Genomic DNA, 17,238 nt, shown 5'->3' with positions numbered 1-17,238 from the left:
TAGTTTGCTCATTATTTCTTGAGTATAACAATATGGCCGTATACTATAATCTAATAAGCTATCAGCAATGCTGGCGAATTTGATGTACATCATTACAACAGACACGTTCTAAAACAAATTAAGGTAAAATTATGTCAAAATATATGACGACATTCCTGCTGCTATGTGGTATGGTAATGTCTTATGCGCAAAGCAGCTTTACCGTACAGGGGACGGTAAAAGATTCAGATAATCACTCTCCAATAGCCCAGGCGCAGATTAATATTGGAGGTGTTAAAGCAATATCTGATGCTAAAGGCGTTTTTTCTCTGAAAATAAATAGCGGAGAATATGCAGTGGTGGTTACACATCCAAAGTTTGATGCATTCAAAGAAAATCTGAAAGTAGATAAGCATCTCAAACTTGAAATTAATCTGGAGCATAGAGCTGAAGATATAGAAACTGTAGTGCTGAATGTAAAACATCGTACTCCAGGTGCTATGATTGTTAGCTCTCTGGATAAAAATATGATTTCCAGAAATGTGGCCAGTAATCTGGGGAATCTGTTAACAAATATATCCGGAGTTGAAGGATTAAAAACTGGTAATAATATTGTAAAACCTATTATCCATGGTATGTACGGGAGCCGTGTTGCAATCCTTAATAACGGGGTAAAGATGGCTGAACAGGAATGGGGTGTAGAGCATGCTCCTAATGTGGATATTAATAATTACCAGCATATAGATGTGGTAAAAGGAGCTTCGGCGCTAAAGTTTGGTGGTGATGCTATTGGTGGGGTTGTATTGCTTGAACCAGCAATTTATCCTAAAAAAGATACACTGGAAGGTAGTGTAACGCTAAATGGACAGTCTAATGGCCGAGGCGGTGGAGTTAATGTAAACCTTCTGAAGCTATGGAAAAATGGCTGGGCAATTAATACTAATGGAGCTTATAATAAATTAGGAGATCTTAAGGCACCTGACTACGGATTAATGAATACCGGATTAGAATCGAGTTCTTTTAATTTTGGAATCCAGAAGAAAAATGCACATAGAGGATTTTCTATAGATTACTATCTAACTAATCAAAATCTTGGTATTTTCAGAGGTTCACATATTGGAAGTTTAAAAGATTTTTATGAAGCTGTAAATGCTCCTCGTCCAATTTATGAAAGAAATTTCAGCTATGATATAGATAATCCTAAACAGGTTGTAGAACATCATTTGGTGAAATTTAATGCTTATAATGATTTTAAAAATTTTGGAAAACTGTCTTTAACCTATAGTTTCCAGTACAATCACCGACAGGAATATGATGTCCGCGTTGGGGATCTTAATAAGCTACCAGCTTTGGATATGGCTTTGATTACAAATCAGGTTAATATTAATCATTTGCTGAATAAAGATAACTGGAGTCTGGAATCCGGAATTGACGGAACCTATCAGAACAATTATTCAGATCCGGCTACTAAAGCCAGAAGACTGATTCCTAATTATGATAAATATGCAGGCGGTGTTTATTCCATATTTAAATATAAATTCAATTCAAAATGGAATGCTGAAGCATCTGCCAGATACGATTTTAACAGATATGATGTACAAAAATGGTATGATACTTCGGATTGGAATAATCGTTATGCGGCTCTATACCCGGAATTTAAAGTAAAAGAAAAAGCGAACCGTACACTTACAAATCCGGTTCTGAATTATCATAATTTTTCTTTCAGTGCCGGGGTAGAATATAAACCCTCTTCAGCACTTAATTTGAAATTTAATTATTCCAGAGTAAGCAGAACGCCAAATATTGCAGAACTATTCTCCGATGGATTACACCATTCAGCATCGGTGATAGAAGTTGGTGATATGAGTTTGAAAAATGAAACTGGTAATCAGTTTAATTTGTTAATCGAAAGCAAAATTAATGCTCTGCAAGGATTACAAATCTCATTGAATCCATATTTCTTCTATACCAAAAACTATATCAACGAAGTTCCTACAGGAATACAGAATACAATTCGTGGTGTTTTCCCGGTATGGAGTTATCAACAGATTGATGCCAAAATGTTTGGTGCAGACTTAGATATTAACTGGAAGCTTACTTCTAATTTAACATACAAAGGCCGTGCAGCTTATTTATACGGACAGGATATGACGAATAATGTCCCGTTAATCCTGATGGCACCAACTAATGTTTACAATGCTATAGAGTTTAATAAGCCGGAGTGGAATAATTTCTACTTCAATGTGAATAACAGACAGGTATTCCGTCAGAGCAGATTTCCATATAATCCAATAGACATCACTTTGTATGATGATAAAGGGGAAGCTTATATAGCAACATTGGATCTTTCAACTCCTCCAAAAGCATACAATCTTTGGGGGCTGCAGGCAGGAGTCGATATTTATAAAAACTTTTCTGTAGGACTTACTGTGAATAATCTTTTAAATACTAACTATAAAGATTATCTCAACAGACTGCGTTTCTTTAGTTATGAAGCTGGGCGCAATTTTATCTTAAATCTTAAATACAATTTTTAATCATCAGTTAAAGATTAAATATACATGGAGGTTATGTTAATTGTAACCATTTATATTTCTTTCAATAACAAAAATAAATTTATAACAAAATGAAAAATATATTCAAAATATTTAATATCAGTGTTTTATTAATAGTTTTAAGCTTAGTGTCTTTATCATGTAACAGAGGTTCTGTGGAAGAAGACGATCTAGATCAAGAGACGATTTCTAATGTTGTTTTAAATGTAACTGACATGGCGGATAAAACAACCGCTGTTTACAGTTACCAACAAAATAGTACTGCTTTTCCTAAAATTAAATTACAGGATGGTCATAGCTATGATGTGTCAGTTTCATTCTTAAATGGAAATGAAGATGCAACTGAAGCAATTAAGAAGGCTATAAATGAACATTTTATAGTTTTTAATTTCACTAAGTCGGATATTGAGTTAACAAGAACAGATGATGCTTCTTCAACACGTAAGGATGGTGCAAAAGTAGGACTAAAGACACGTTGGAAAGTTAATAGAGCAGAAGCAGGGGATGGGACTCAAGTTATCGTTACTCTATATCATGAACCGGTAACAGTATCGGAAGCTAAAAATGGTGTTGAGTGGGGTACTCATACAGGTGGTGAAACAGATGCTGAAGGAAAATACAGTATAACAAAATAACCTTTTACAATATAACATAATCACAATAAATATTATAAATTAAATTAAAATGAAAAAAATAATTAGCTTACTATTTTCATCCATTATATTAATCCTTTTATCTTCTTGTTCAAGAGAAGATGAAATTAAAAATGAAAAAAATGCTCTACAGGCTTCTGCAAGTATACTAAAGAATGCCGGGAATTTTATAGAAGACAGAAGTAGCTCTTTTTTAGAACTAAAAGATTATCCTGTTAATATTATATCTAAAGAAAATGTTAATGGCAATTTTTATCTTACGACACAAGGAACGAATCGTAATGCAACTTTTGAAAAACAAAATAACTCAGATAATCAAAAATTCTATTTGGAGTTTCCGTCTGAATCAAATGGAGGGATTTCAATATATACTTTTATCAATGGACAAAAGTACGTTTTAACTACCGGTATCAATCCTGCTACGAATTCTTTGATTCCTAAGATAAGAGACAACTCTTTTAGAGGAACTTTCTGGCAGTTTTTAGGAGGAAGTACTGTTCATCCTGATGCTTATATCTTACAAAATACAGGGATAAGATATAGAGACAATGGTATTACAACCTATGGAGTTATAGGGAATTCTGATGCAAGTAAGATTTTTGTAGATAAATATCTTAGTCAGGGAAAACAGGAATTTGAAATAAGACCTATTGATGATTTTGAAATTATTAGCTTAGAATATGATAATCCGGATACAGGGACAATGATTCAGCAGCCAGACTTCATTACAACATGGTTTTATTCGAATAATACCTCTGTACAACAAAGTATGACAACTGGGTTTTCTAAAAGAGCATCATTTTCTTCTAACTGGTCCAAAACGACAGGAGGATCATTAAATGTTAATGGAACAATTAAAGTTGGGATTCCTATCATTGCTGAAAAAAAAATCACAACTACAGTGAATACTAATTATTCTGCAACTTATGGAAAAAGTGAAAGTATGGAGGATACACAAACTTATAATTTTCCAATTGTCATTGCTCCAAGAACTAGTGTTACTGCAACTGCTACAGTTGGTAGATATTTAATTAACCTAAATTATACTGCTAAACTACGAGGTAAAAATACTGGTAAATTAATTACTTTAAAAGGAACATGGAATGGAGTGTCGTGTACAGATATTAAAGTTACGTTGGAGCAGCGTAATTTAGATACAAACTCGATCGTTGCTAAAAAAGTGTTGAGTGAAGTTCCTAAAACACTATACAAACTGTAAATATTTTTTTGTGTAATTTAACAAGCTATGGGGGGTGAAGCATTTAGGTTTCACGCCCCATACTTTTTACTTCATATTTCAAATTCGTATCTTTGCAAATTGAAAATTGACAAATGCGGACAAAATCTTCTAACAAAAAGAAAATTAATATTGTAACACTCGGGTGTTCCAAGAATGTATATGACTCCGAAGTATTGATGGGGCAGCTTAAAGCCAATGGCAAAGAGGTGGTTCATGAAGACAAGGGAGATATTGTTGTAATTAATACCTGTGGATTTATTGATAATGCTAAAGAAGAGAGTATTAATACAATTCTGGAATATGTAGATCTTAAAAATCAGGGTGCTGTAGAAAAAGTTTTCGTTACAGGCTGTCTTTCCGAAAGATATAAACCGGATTTGATAAGAGAAATTCCGGATGTGGATCAGTATTTCGGAACCCGCGATCTGCCAATTTTGCTAAAACATTTAGGCGCAGATTACCGTCACGAATTGGTAGGAGAGCGTCTTACTACAACACCAAGACATTATGCTTATCTTAAAATTTCTGAAGGCTGCGACAGACCGTGTACTTTCTGTGCAATACCTTTAATGAGAGGTAATCACATTTCTACTCCGATAGAAAATCTGGTAAAAGAAGCTGAGAATTTGGCTAAGAATGGTGTAAAAGAATTAATTCTTATTGCTCAGGATCTTACATTCTACGGATTAGATATTTATAAAAAACGTGCATTAGGTGATCTTTTGAAAGAGCTTGTAAAAGTGGAAGGAATTGAGTGGATTCGTCTGCACTATGCTTTCCCTACAGGTTTCCCGGAAGATGTACTGGAAATTATAAAAGAAGAACCTAAAATCTGTAACTATATAGATATTCCGCTTCAGCATATTAATAATGATGTTCTAAAGCGTATGAAACGTGGAACTACTTTCGAGAAGACCAATGCTTTATTGGATAAGTTCCGTGAGAAAGTTCCGGGAATGGCTATCAGAACAACTCTTATCGTAGGTTTCCCGGGTGAAACTGAAGAGCATTTTGAAGAATTGAAAAACTGGGTAAGAGATCAGCGTTTTGACAGATTAGGCTGTTTTACCTATTCTCACGAAGAAAATACAGGTGCATTTATTTATGAAGATGATGTTCCTGCAGAAGTTAAAGAACGTCGTGTAGAAGAAATTATGGAAGTTCAGCAGCAAATTTCATATGAGATAAATCAGGAAAAAGTTGGTAAGACCTTCAAATGTCTGTTCGATAGAAAAGAAGGAAGCTACTTTATCGGAAGAACAGAATTCGATTCTCCGGATGTTGATAACACTGTTTTAGTACCTGCTGAAAATACGTATATCAGTGTAGGAGAGTTTGTTAATGTGAAAATTACTTCTGCCGACGATTTCGATTTATACGGAGAAGTTGTAGACTAATATATTATTCTACACTTAAATAATAGAATCAAGGGATAACCCTTTACCATAGCCGGAAGATTAGTCTTCCGGCTTTTTGTTTGCTGTAAATTGGATATTTATTTTTGTTAAAATACTGATTATTAGTTTGTTTATATGTGAAAAAAGAGTGTGAAAACGTGTCAAAATAAAAATGCTTATTTTTGGCTCCTGTATGAAATTGATAAAACGAATGAGTAGAGTTATATTTCTGTTAACCCTACTGCCGGCAATTGCTTGTGGTACGGTTAGTAATATGAAGTCAGGCGAAGAAAAGTCAACAACAGTTTCTTATTACAGCGACACGTTTAACGGGCGCAAGACTTCCAGTGGTGAAGTTTTCGATAATGGTAAACTAACCGCTGCACACGCAAATCTTCCTTTCGGTACCAAAGTATTGCTTACCAATGTTGCCACAGGAGATACAGTAACCGTAAAAGTAAATGACAGAGGATATCTTCATAAAGGAAGAGCCTTCGATATTACGAAGTCAGCTTTTAAGAAATTAGGAGATGTACGAAAGGGTGTACTGAAAGTCACTTATAGGGTATTAGAATAAAGAAAAGCCTCATATACAGAGGTTTTTTATTTAATACATACTAAATCAGAACTACAAGAAAATTAAATTATATTTGCAGGAGAGACAATTTTATGAAAGGACAAAATAAACTTTTTATTTCTATTATCGCCGCCCTTATCTTGGGTGTAATTATAGGAGCCATTGTTCACTTTAACTATCCAAAGGAAACTATCGATACTTTTTCCAAAAACATTAAACTTTTAGGCAGCTTATTTATTCGTCTGGTACAGATGATTATTGCGCCATTAGTATTCTCTACATTGGTAGTAGGTATCGCTAAAATGGGGGACATGAAAATGGTTGGACGTGTTGGTGCTAAAGCAATGACATGGTTCATTACGGCATCTTTAACATCATTATTAATAGGTCTGGTACTGGTTAACATTATGAAACCAGGAGAAGGGACTGATATTGTAATGAATGTAAGTGATGCAGGAGACTTATTAAAAACACAAAGCGACTTTACGTTGGAACACTTTGTCAACCATATGGTGCCAAAGAGTATTTTCGAAGCTTTTTCCACAAACGAGATTCTTCAGATTGTAGTTTTCTCTGTAATTTTTGGGATTGCATTAGGTGCCTATGGTGAAAAAGGACAAATGGTAACAGACTTCCTGGACAAAATAGCTCACGTTGTATTAATCATGGTAAACTATGTTATGTGGTTTGCGCCTTTAGGAGTATTGGGAGCCGTTGCAGCAGCTGTTGCAAAATACGGTTTCGAAATATTTACCCTATATGCCCATTATTTACTGGCATTCGTTCTGGGTATTGCAACGCTATGGGCCGTACTACTTGGGGTTGGTTATCTGGTATTAGGAAAGAGACTAAAAGACTTATTAAGACATATAAAAACACCTTTATTAATTGCATTTACAACAACTAGTTCTGAAGCAGTTTTCCCAAAACTTGTAGAAGAATTAGAAAAATTCGGAGCACAGAATAAGATTATTTCATTTACACTTCCTTTGGGTTATTCTTTTAATCTGGATGGTAGTATGATGTATATGACTTTTGCATCTTTATTTATTGCTCAGGTATATGATATTCATATGCCTATTGAAAAGCAGTTACTAATGTTATTGGTACTAATGCTTACCAGTAAAGGTGTTGCGGGTGTACCAAGAGCATCGCTGATTGTAGTAGTGGCTACATGTTCTATGTTTGGTATTCCGCCAGAAGGTATTGCCTTAATTCTGCCAATCGACCACTTTTGTGATATGGCTCGTAGTATGACCAATGTATTAGGAAATGCTTTGGCTACAACAGCTGTAGATAAATGGGAAGGGCATATTGCAGTAGAGCAGGAAAGTATACAATAATAAATTAAAAATAATCATGTTAACACCGAAGAAGTGGTTGCTGGGAGTTCTTGTAGTATCAGGAATGCTGGGAGCCCAAAAAACTAATGCTGTACCAAGACCTAAACTTGTTGTAGGACTGGTAGTTGATCAGATGAGATGGGATTATCTTTACCGTTATTATAGCAAGTATGGTGAAGGAGGTTTTAAGAGAATGCTGAATACCGGTTATTCGTTAAATAATGTTCATATAGACTATGTACCTACAGTAACAGCAATCGGGCATACCTCAATCTTTACAGGTTCAGTTCCTTCCATTCACGGGATTGCAGGAAACGACTGGTATGATAAAGAATTAGGGAAAAGTGTTTACTGTACATCCGATGAAACGGTACAACCGGTAGGAACTACTTCTAATGCTATGGGACAGCATTCACCAAGAAATCTTTGGTCTACAACTGTAACGGATCAGCTGGGATTAGCAACAAACTTTACTTCTAAGGTTGTAGGTGTTTCTTTGAAAGACAGAGCATCGATTCTGCCTGCAGGGCACAACCCGACAGGAGCTTTCTGGTTCGATGATACAACAGGTAAGTTTATTACCAGTACATACTATACTAAAGAATTACCTAAATGGGTAAACGACTTTAATAATAAAAATGTTCCGGCTCAGTTAATTGCTAACGGTTGGAATACACTATTGCCAATTAATCAGTATACTGAAAGTTCAGAAGATAATGTAGAGTGGGAAGGTCTATTAGGAAGTAAGAAAACACCTACATTCCCTTATACAGATCTTGCTAAAGATTATGAAGCTAAAAAAGGATTAATCCGTACTACACCATTTGGAAATACTTTAACTCTTCAGATGGCAGATGCTGCAATTGATGGTAACCAAATGGGAGCTGATGATATTACCGATTTCCTTACAGTAAATCTGGCTTCAACGGATTATGTAGGACACAACTTCGGTCCAAACTCTATAGAAGTTGAGGATACTTATTTGAGATTAGACAGAGATTTAGCTGACTTCTTCAATAACCTTGATAAAAAGGTTGGAAAAGGAAACTACCTTGTATTCCTTTCTGCGGATCATGGTGCAGCACATTCTGTAGGCTTTATGCAGGCACATAAAATGCCGACAGGCTTCTTTGTGGAAGACATGAAAAAAGAAATGAACGTTAAGCTGAAACAAAAATTCGGTGCTGATAATATAATTGCAGCCGCGATGAACTATCAGGTTTATTTCGACAGAAAAGTTTTAGCAGATAGCAAATTGAAGCTGGACGATGTAAGAGATTATGTAATGGAAGAGCTTAAAAATGAACCTTCTGTTCTGTATGTTCTTAGTACAGAAGAAATAACAGAAGCTTCAATCCCGGAACCGATAAAGTCCAGAGTAATCAATGGTTATAACTGGAAAAGAAGCGGAGATATTCAGATCATTTCTAAAGACGGATATCTTTCAGCATATTCCAAAAAAGGAACAACGCACAGTGTGTGGAACTCTTATGATTCACATATTCCTTTACTCTTTATGGGATGGGGCATCAAGCAGGGAGAATCCAATCAGCCATACCATATGACGGATATTGCACCAACTGTTTCGTCTTTACTTAAAATTCAGTTCCCTAGTGGTGCTGTTGGTAAACCAATTACCGAAGTTATAGGAAGATAAACGATCAAAAATATTACCTAAAATCCTGATGAGATATTTCTTGTCAGGATTTTTTTATATTTAAATAACCAAATAACAAATAATGATGAAATATTGGTATGTTACTACAATACTATTATTGGTTTCTTGGGCACCGCAAAGAGAAATAAGTAATAATGAAGAGAAAGAGCAGCTGGGGTGCTCCTGCTCAGAATATGATAATCGCTCATTAATCGGAACTAATATACGTTTCGGAAAAAATGTAGTTTCATTTCAATGTGCTACTGTTATCCGGGCTTATGTGGCAGATGAAAACGGAAAAAATGAACATGAAGAATCTCACATTAGCTGTATTGCTAAAAAAAGCAAAACCTATAAATTGGCGGACAGTATAACTTATTTTGGGAAGAACGATTGGGTAAAAGTACCCAAAGCAGTATTTCTGAACAGGAAACAAACGATTATTAATAAACCATATGGCAGTTTTTATCAGTTTGAATTGAATGAAAAACATCAAATAATTTCTGTAAATGAGTTTTATATCAATAAACGTTGATATATTTGGTTCTTAATTATTTCCACTTATTATCTAAAACTACACAAAACATCATATGAAAATAAAAAGTTTATTAGCTTTTCTTATCATCAGTATTATACTGGGATCGTGCTCCAGTAAAGGAATTGAAGATATCGAAACGAAAGCTGATTATATCCAATCACGCTCCGGGATGTCTCAGAGCCAGTTGAAAGAGCAGTTAGATAGAGACGCAAAGTTTATAAAAAGCGTGATAGATACAGCTAACAGTGTCGAGTTTTCCGGTAGTTTCTCCATGAGTGCTAAAGTCTCCGGATCAGGAACTGGCACTGTCAGAGATACTGCAAGAGCTTTTGGTTTGAGTTCCCCCGATTCTATCCGAAAAGATTTTAATGATATTAAAGAAATCAATGCTATTCAGTCTTTCAGATTACCCGCTTCAGGGTTTTCTTTTAACCCTATGAAGGCAATGCAGAAAATAGATGCTTATGATATCAAATACAAGGTCAACAAAATCTTTGAAGGAAATAAAGAGATTACACCTGAAAGCCTGAAATTAAAACAACCAGATAGTATAGCGGTAACGGCCAGCTATTCTTTTCCTATAGCTTATGATACTTTGGTTATTAGCAAATCTAACCTCAAAGAGACTACCTATAAAGGGACAAAAATTGAAATTGATAAGTTTGATGGACAGTCAGCTGAAATTAGTATTCCAATCGAAATAGGCGCTAAGATTATTGGACAGCAAGGTGTAACATCAGATGGTGTTTTGGTTGCAACCAGTAATTATTCGAGTTTCCCTTCCACAGGAATAAGCAGTCAGGTGCTGGGAGAAATGCAAAAAATGCTGAATACCCTAAAAAGAGCAGGAGGAGAAGCTGGTAAAGAAGCTATGGTTAAAGACTTACAGGAGCTTTCCGAAAAAGCCTTTACTTATAAGAACAAACTTCAGCAGCTTACAAAAGATATTGATGAATTTGCTAAAGCAGACGACAAGAAGCTTTCTTTCGGAAAAATAATGCGTATCATAGAAGAATTTACAAAAAAATATCAGGATCTGATCGCTCCAAAAACTTCGAAAATAGAATTAGGGTTTCCAGCTGAAGTGGACAAAATCTATTTTTATGTAGCTACGAAAGAAGAGATACTAAGTAAAGATTTAATAGCTTCTGCTTTGATAAAGCCTGAAGGAAATGAAGTATTCTTTGATGAAAAATCAGACCGATACGGAATCATAGATAAAAATTCCAATATTATCATTCCGGCAACATACGAACAGTTAGAGCGGAAAGATAATCTGTATTTTACGAATCGTGTAGATACAATAGAAACCTCTTATTTCCTGGATCTGAAAAATAAGAAACTGGAAAAATTGCCAGATGATAAAAGTTATAAAAGAACACTGAATAATGATTTTTCTTTATTTAACAATAAAGAGGATTATACAGGAGTTCTGAAAAATAATAAGGATGAGATTATTCCTTTTAAATATGATGATATTACAATGGCCGGAAATGTTTTTATAGCGAAAGCTACAAAAAGAGGGCGACCATACTACGATTTCTATTCTATAAAAGGAAAGAAACTGGAAACGCCATTTACCAAGGAAGTATCCACAACAGAAGGAAGTCCTAATATCGTAATTAAAGGGAAAGACAATAAGTATGGTGTAATAGATGAGAACGGAAAGCTGACAGTAGAAATGAAACCTAATGAATTGCGGAGTATAGGGCAAAATATGATTGCCTACAGAGAGCTTCCTACCAAAGAGATGGAGTATATGGATCTTGAAAAATTAGGGATTATGACAGGTGACGGAAAAATAATTTCACAACCACAGTACTCCTATGTTGGTAACTTTTCTAGCGGGCTGGCTCCGGTAGCAATTTATGACTCAGGTAATTCTCCTTATTTTTATATCAATACCAAAGGGCAGCCTGTTTTTAATTATAAATTCGATGAGGCTTATCCTTTTTATAAAGGTTATGCACTTATTTTATCCAGCGGCGAATATTATTTAATCGATACCAAAGGAAATAAAGTCTTAACCTTCCCGGGAGGAGCAGATTACAAAGCAGATATTATAAGTCATCCTACTGCACATTATAATATTAATGGTCAATACTACGATTACAAAGGCAACCCGGTTAAATTATAAAACATACTGAAAAATGAAAAAGATATTTATTATAACAACGGTTTTATTTCTGCTTAGTTCATGTAGTAAAGCACCAGAGTATGGGAAGAATGTTTTGGATCTCAATAATTTTGACTTTAAACTAAACCTTGATAAATTTTTCAAAGATGAAAACGTATTTCGAGGTAAAACCGATTACTCAATTTCATCGGAAGAACAAAGTATTAAAAACAGCACTGTACAACAAAACTATATTCAATATAGTACAGTATCCATGAGTAAAAAGCGCCCGCTAGCTTCATTTGCAGATGTAAAGTTTGAATCTTTAGGCCTATGTTCAGACGAAAATGATGAAAAGGTATTGTTAGTAAGTGCCCAAACCGATTATGCAACGTCAGCTGATATTATTAAAATTATTGACCAGTTGAACAAGGATTTTGGAGAAGCAGAGATTAAAGATATTGGTGGAAATGGTGATGAACTGATCCTGAGATGGGCAAAAGGAGACAAGGTAAGTATTTTCTCCGTGCGCATTCCGTTTACTCTGGAAAGTGCTTCTAATGAAAATAGTGCTCATGATTATTACAGTCAGAGCGATGAAGATAAAAAGAAAGAAAAGTTCAATAATTCTTTATATCAGCAGCTAAAAGATAAAATAAAAGAAGAAAAAGAGATAAAATGTACACTTTTCTTTTCCAAGGTGGATTTTGATAAAGCTTTAGATCAGGCTTCAAGTTACTCAGGAGATTTAACTTCATACAGATAAAAAACGCCCCGGTTTTCCGGGGCGTTTTTATACTCAAAAATTATGAATTATCTTTTGTTCTGCATTTGCTGCGGAGGATAATTTTTCAATACCTCAGCTACCATATTAGGGATTTGTTTAGCTTTGGTTTTAGGACTGTCTACATTCAATCCACTACCGATTCCCTGCCATACTAATTTGTTGGTACGGGAGTCTACAAAATCCATTACCAATGTACCTCTGTTGTAGTAGTCTGTGTAGGTTCTGTTGTATCCCCAACCCATTCCCCAGTAAGGACCTCCCCAGCCCATTCCCCAGCCGTAGCCCCAAGGTGAAGTGGTTTGGATATCCTGGATTTCTTTATGTGTAGCTTTTAGATTAATTACAAGGTCTGCAGGAGAAGCTTCTGTCATTCCTTTAGCATTCATCTGTTGTCTGATGGAGCCAATAACACGCTCCCTGTCAATATCATTCAGTTTAAGATCGTTCTGACGGATTTCATAAGTCCGGTATTGGTTGAAACTGGCACTCTGATCATAATCAGATCTTACATTGAAAGGACTACATGATCCTAAAGTAAGTATTGCTGCCAGAGCTATGATTACGTAATTTTTCATAATAGAGTCAATTATTTTTTCTTTTTGTTGAACGTATCTGTTTTTTTATCATACCCATACGGGCAGTGTTTACAACCATTCTTACAGCAATAACCACGCCTTAAATGGAATTTTTCAGTAAAAACTTTATAACCTTGTTCGTTATAATAAAAGTCTTCATTTTCTTTGATTGTATTCTCCTGCATAAGTTAAAATCTTAAATGATTTTTATCTTTGTCAAATGATTCTGGTATGTAAATCTTTACTCAAAAATACAAAAATTACAGCGATAACGTTGTTCCCTTTTATTCTGTTGAAAAAAAAAGAATTAAAAGCAGATTTTATATTGCTCAATCATGAGAAAATTCATCTGCGACAACAGTTGGAATTGCTGATATTGCCTTTTTATATCTTGTATATGATCGAATACGGAATCAAGTATTTAAAACTGAAAAATGCACACAAAGCTTATCTCGCAATCTCCTTCGAGAGGGAGGCTTATGCAAAAGAAGATGATTTTGATTATCTGAAAAAAAGAAAATTCTGGAATTTTATAAAATATTGGTAGCATGCTGACACTTCCAAAAACTGAAATACCTATTCAGAAAATTAAATCCGGAGATGTGGAAATTTTTCTGAAAAGAGAAGATCTTATTCATCCTGATATTTCCGGAAATAAGTACTGGAAACTATTTTATAATGTCAATCATTATTTAAATCAAAAAGTTGAAAAGCCCTTTATCATTACATTCGGAGGTGCTTTCTCAAATCATATTGCTACAGTTGCAGCTTTTGGCAAGATTTTTAGTATTCCTACTATGGGTATTATCCGGGGGGAAGAGCTGGAAGCCAGATTTTTAGAAAATATTACACTGAGAAAAGCACATGAAAATGGGATGAGCTTCAGATTTGTAAGCCGAACGGACTATCGGGATAAAGGTGCAATAACAGAAAAACTCCGGAAAGAGTTTCCGGAAGCACTAATTGTACCGGAAGGAGGAAGCAATCCGCAAGCTGTTGAGGGTGTGAAGTTTATGCTGACAGAACATACAAAAGATTTTGATTACCTTTGCACGGCTGTTGGGACAGGCGGAAGTATTGCAGGGATTTCTAAGTATGCAGAAGGAAACCAGAAAGTTATCGGATTTACGGTTGTCAGAGATGTTAGCCTCGAGCAAAGAATCAGAGAGCTGAGTACTAAGAATAACTTTAGTCTGATTGAAGCAGATTACGGAGGCTATGGTAAAATATCCGACGAAATTGTACGTTTCATAAACGATTTTTGGAAGCAATACAATATCCCTCTGGATCCTGTATATACAGGTAAGATGATGATGAGACTCTTTCAGTTAGTGGAAGAAGGATTTTTTCCTGCCGGCAGCAGAATATTGGCCTTCCATACAGGAGGTTTGCAGGGAATTGAAGGAGCCAACCAGTTATTAAGAAATAAAAACAGAAATACGATAGAGATTAGGTTATGAAGAAACTTTTAAGTATATGTCTTGTTGTTTCGGCATTTGCAGTAAAAGCCCAAACGTGGAATACAGAAGAGCAATATATCCAGAGATTTGCTCCTTATGCTGTAGAAGAAATGGAATTGTATAAAGTACCTGCAAGTATTACTCTTGCTCAGGGGCTTATTGAAACAGCTGGAGGGCAAAGCCGCCTGGCTCAGGAAGGGAAAAACCATTTTGGTATCAAATGTAAAGAAACCTGGACAGGTAAAACAATGTCCCATACAGATGATGCTCCAAACGAATGCTTTAGAGTTTATGAATCTCCAAGAGATTCTTACAGAGACCACTCTCTGTTTTTAACGACCAGAAAACATTACAGTCCACTTTTCCTTTTAGATGTTAAAGATTATAAAGCATGGGCTTACGGACTTAAAAGATCCGGATATGCAACCAACCCTAGCTACGCTCCGGCGCTAATCAGAAAAATTGAACAATACAGACTTTATGAGTTCGATAATATCTCGAGTGATAAAGTTTATGCAACTTTACTAAACAGATATCCTGACCTTAAAAACGATGCTGTATTTATGGCTCAGGTATCTCAGAATAAGAAAAATAAAGATATTCCTGTTCAGACAGTCGTTTATCAGGAACCTAAAAAGAAAGCTGAAGAAACAAGACTTGTTACACCTCAGGCTATCTTAGATAATATTTTGGTGAAAAATCACCCTAACGGAGATCTTAAGTTCATTGTAATTCCTGAGAAAATAGATCTTTCTTATATTTCCCAGAAATATGGAGTTTCTGTATCCAGACTAATGAAGTACAACGAATTGGACGGAACTCAGCTACAGAAAAACCAGATCGTATTTTTAGAATCTAAAAACTCTTCCGGAAATCAGAAAACTTACAATGCAAAAACAGGAGAAACGATGTATGATATCTCCCAGAAATTTGCAATAAAACTGGCAAAACTTTATAAAAAGAACAGAATGTCTTTTGGAGAGCAGCCAGTAGCCGGTCAGTTAGTATATTTAGATTCTAAAAAACCAAGAAATTAATGTTATACCAAAGAAGTAGTGCTCTTTTCGATGAAGCACAACGTTATATCCCGGGAGGAGTTAACTCTCCCGTTAGAGCTTTCAGATCAGTAGGAGGAGTTCCGGTATTTATGAAGTCAGCAAAAGGAGCTTATCTTACCGATGCAGATGACAGACAATATGTAGATTATATCAACTCATGGGGACCTGCAATTGTAGGGCACACTCATCCGGTGGTATTAGAAGCAATTCAGAAACAGGCAGAAAGTGGTTTTTCTTTTGGAGCGCCAACTGAGTTGGAAACCGAAATTGCAAAACTTATTACAAGTGTTGTTCCTAATATAGATAAAATCAGAATGGTATCTTCCGGTACAGAAGCATGTATGAGTGCTATTCGTTTAGCACGTGGCTATACCGGAAAAGATAAATTTATAAAATTTGAAGGATGCTACCATGGTCACTCAGATTCATTCCTGATTAAAGCAGGAAGTGGAGCTGCAACCTTTGGAGATCCAAACAGTCCCGGAGTTACAAAAGGAACAGCTCAGGATACTTTACTGGCAAGATATAATGATATCGAGCAGGTAAAAGAATTATTTAGCCAGAACGAAGGCCAGATTGCTGCAGTTATTGTAGAACCTGTTGCCGGAAATATGGGTTGTGTACTTCCTGAAAATGATTTCCTGCAAAAGCTAAGACAGGTTTGTGATGAGCATAAGGCCCTGCTTATTTTTGATGAAGTAATGACAGGATTCCGCCTAAGTATGGGGGGAGCACAAGAGGCTTTAGGTGTAAATGCTGATATCGTAACTTTTGGTAAAGTTATCGGAGGCGGCATGCCGGTAGGCGCATTTGCAGCCCGTAATGAAATTATGGATAATCTTTCTCCTTTAGGAAGTGTATATCAGGCAGGAACTTTAAGTGGTAATCCGCTGGCAATGCGTGCAGGTTTAACAACATTGCAATTGATTAAAGAAGATAAAGACTTCTTTAACAGGATTAACAAAACAACAGAAACTCTGGATCAGGAGATTACTAAAATTCTTACTGAAAAAGGAATAGCACATCATATTAACCGTTTTGGCAGTATGATGTCAGTATTCTTCAATACCAATAAAGTTTCTGATTTTGATGAAGCTGCACAGGCAGATCATACGACATTCAACAAGTTTTTCCACCATCTATTGGCAGAAGGTATTTACCTGCCGCCAAGTGGATACGAAACATGGTTTATCTCCGATGCAATTAAAGAAACAGAAGTAGATAAGACTCTTGAGGCAATCAGAAAGTTTTAAGATTAATACTTTATAGATAATAAAAACGAGCCTCAGAGGGCTCGTTTTAT

General features: G+C 35.5%; 16 protein-coding genes. 14 read left to right on the top strand and 2 right to left on the bottom strand.

Annotated elements, in window-relative coordinates; translation table 11 throughout:
- Positions 1-131 precede the first annotated feature (131 nt).
- The 10 genes from AYC65_RS13865 (at position 132) to AYC65_RS13820 (ending at position 12,821) form a co-directional block, all read left to right on the top strand.
- Positions 132-2,516, top strand: a complete 2,385-nt coding sequence (locus AYC65_RS13865; protein WP_034868656.1) for a TonB-dependent receptor — start codon at positions 132-134, stop codon at positions 2,514-2,516.
- A gap of 89 nt (positions 2,517-2,605) precedes the next feature.
- Positions 2,606-3,169, top strand: coding sequence for a hypothetical protein (locus AYC65_RS13860; RefSeq protein WP_034868659.1), 564 nt, complete (start codon positions 2,606-2,608; stop codon positions 3,167-3,169).
- A 49-nt stretch (positions 3,170-3,218) separates the two neighbouring features.
- A complete protein-coding gene (locus AYC65_RS13855; protein ID WP_034868662.1) occupies positions 3,219-4,406 on the top strand; it encodes an ETX/MTX2 family pore-forming toxin in 1,188 nt (395 codons plus the stop codon).
- Between the two features lie 113 nt (positions 4,407-4,519).
- A complete protein-coding gene (gene rimO, locus AYC65_RS13850; RefSeq protein WP_034868665.1) occupies positions 4,520-5,824 on the top strand; it encodes a 30S ribosomal protein S12 methylthiotransferase RimO in 1,305 nt (434 codons plus the stop codon).
- 211 nt (positions 5,825-6,035) lie between these two features.
- Positions 6,036-6,401 (top strand): septal ring lytic transglycosylase RlpA family protein, encoded by a 366-nt coding sequence (locus tag AYC65_RS13845; protein ID WP_052114650.1) that lies wholly within the window; start codon positions 6,036-6,038, stop codon positions 6,399-6,401.
- A 92-nt stretch (positions 6,402-6,493) separates the two neighbouring features.
- Complete coding sequence (locus AYC65_RS13840) at positions 6,494-7,744, top strand: dicarboxylate/amino acid:cation symporter (RefSeq protein WP_034868668.1); 1,251 nt, start codon at positions 6,494-6,496, stop codon at positions 7,742-7,744.
- 16 nt (positions 7,745-7,760) lie between these two features.
- Entirely contained in the window at positions 7,761-9,401 is a 1,641-nt protein-coding gene (gene pafA / locus AYC65_RS13835) for an alkaline phosphatase PafA (protein ID WP_034868689.1), read from the top strand.
- Positions 9,402-9,483: 82 nt separating this feature from the next.
- Positions 9,484-9,936, top strand: coding sequence for a hypothetical protein (locus AYC65_RS13830; protein WP_234300347.1), 453 nt, complete (start codon positions 9,484-9,486; stop codon positions 9,934-9,936).
- Positions 9,937-9,991: 55 nt separating this feature from the next.
- Complete coding sequence (locus AYC65_RS13825; RefSeq protein ID WP_034868690.1) at positions 9,992-12,076, top strand: WG repeat-containing protein; 2,085 nt, start codon at positions 9,992-9,994, stop codon at positions 12,074-12,076.
- 13 nt (positions 12,077-12,089) lie between these two features.
- Positions 12,090-12,821, top strand: a complete 732-nt coding sequence (locus AYC65_RS13820; RefSeq protein ID WP_034868691.1) for a hypothetical protein — start codon at positions 12,090-12,092, stop codon at positions 12,819-12,821.
- Between the two features lie 47 nt (positions 12,822-12,868).
- Here the strand turns inward: AYC65_RS13820 and AYC65_RS13815 are convergent, their stop codons facing one another.
- Both AYC65_RS13815 and AYC65_RS20790 read right to left on the bottom strand, forming a co-directional pair.
- Positions 12,869-13,417 (bottom strand): DUF4136 domain-containing protein, encoded by a 549-nt coding sequence (locus AYC65_RS13815; RefSeq protein WP_021348875.1) that lies wholly within the window; start codon positions 13,415-13,417, stop codon positions 12,869-12,871.
- A gap of 11 nt (positions 13,418-13,428) precedes the next feature.
- Positions 13,429-13,602, bottom strand: a complete 174-nt coding sequence (locus AYC65_RS20790) for a DUF5522 domain-containing protein (RefSeq protein ID WP_021348876.1) — start codon at positions 13,600-13,602, stop codon at positions 13,429-13,431.
- Between the two features lie 35 nt (positions 13,603-13,637).
- Between AYC65_RS20790 and AYC65_RS13810 the strand changes: the two genes are divergently transcribed.
- Genes AYC65_RS13810 through hemL form a run of 4 tightly spaced genes read left to right on the top strand, consistent with a single transcriptional unit; the run spans position 13,638 to position 17,188 of the window.
- Positions 13,638-13,964, top strand: coding sequence for a hypothetical protein (locus AYC65_RS13810; RefSeq protein WP_034868692.1), 327 nt, complete (start codon positions 13,638-13,640; stop codon positions 13,962-13,964).
- Between the two features lies 1 nt (position 13,965).
- On the top strand, positions 13,966-14,877 hold the full coding sequence (locus tag AYC65_RS13805; protein WP_034868693.1) for a 1-aminocyclopropane-1-carboxylate deaminase/D-cysteine desulfhydrase: 912 nt from the start codon (positions 13,966-13,968) through the stop codon (positions 14,875-14,877).
- Entirely contained in the window at positions 14,874-15,914 is a 1,041-nt protein-coding gene (locus AYC65_RS13800) for a glucosaminidase domain-containing protein (RefSeq protein WP_034868694.1), read from the top strand. The genes AYC65_RS13805 and AYC65_RS13800 overlap by 4 nt, the downstream gene beginning before the upstream one ends.
- Positions 15,914-17,188: a glutamate-1-semialdehyde 2,1-aminomutase gene (gene hemL / locus AYC65_RS13795; protein ID WP_034868695.1), complete on the top strand. Its 1,275-nt coding sequence runs from the start codon at positions 15,914-15,916 to the stop codon at positions 17,186-17,188. The genes AYC65_RS13800 and hemL overlap by 1 nt, the downstream gene beginning before the upstream one ends.
- The last annotated feature ends 50 nt before the right edge of the window (positions 17,189-17,238 follow it).

It is taken from the genome of Elizabethkingia bruuniana, assembly GCF_002024805.1.
Classification (GTDB): Bacteria; Bacteroidota; Bacteroidia; order Flavobacteriales; family Weeksellaceae; genus Elizabethkingia; species Elizabethkingia bruuniana.
Note: the sequence above shows the minus strand (reverse complement) of the source record. Positions and strands in the feature narration are given on the sequence as shown.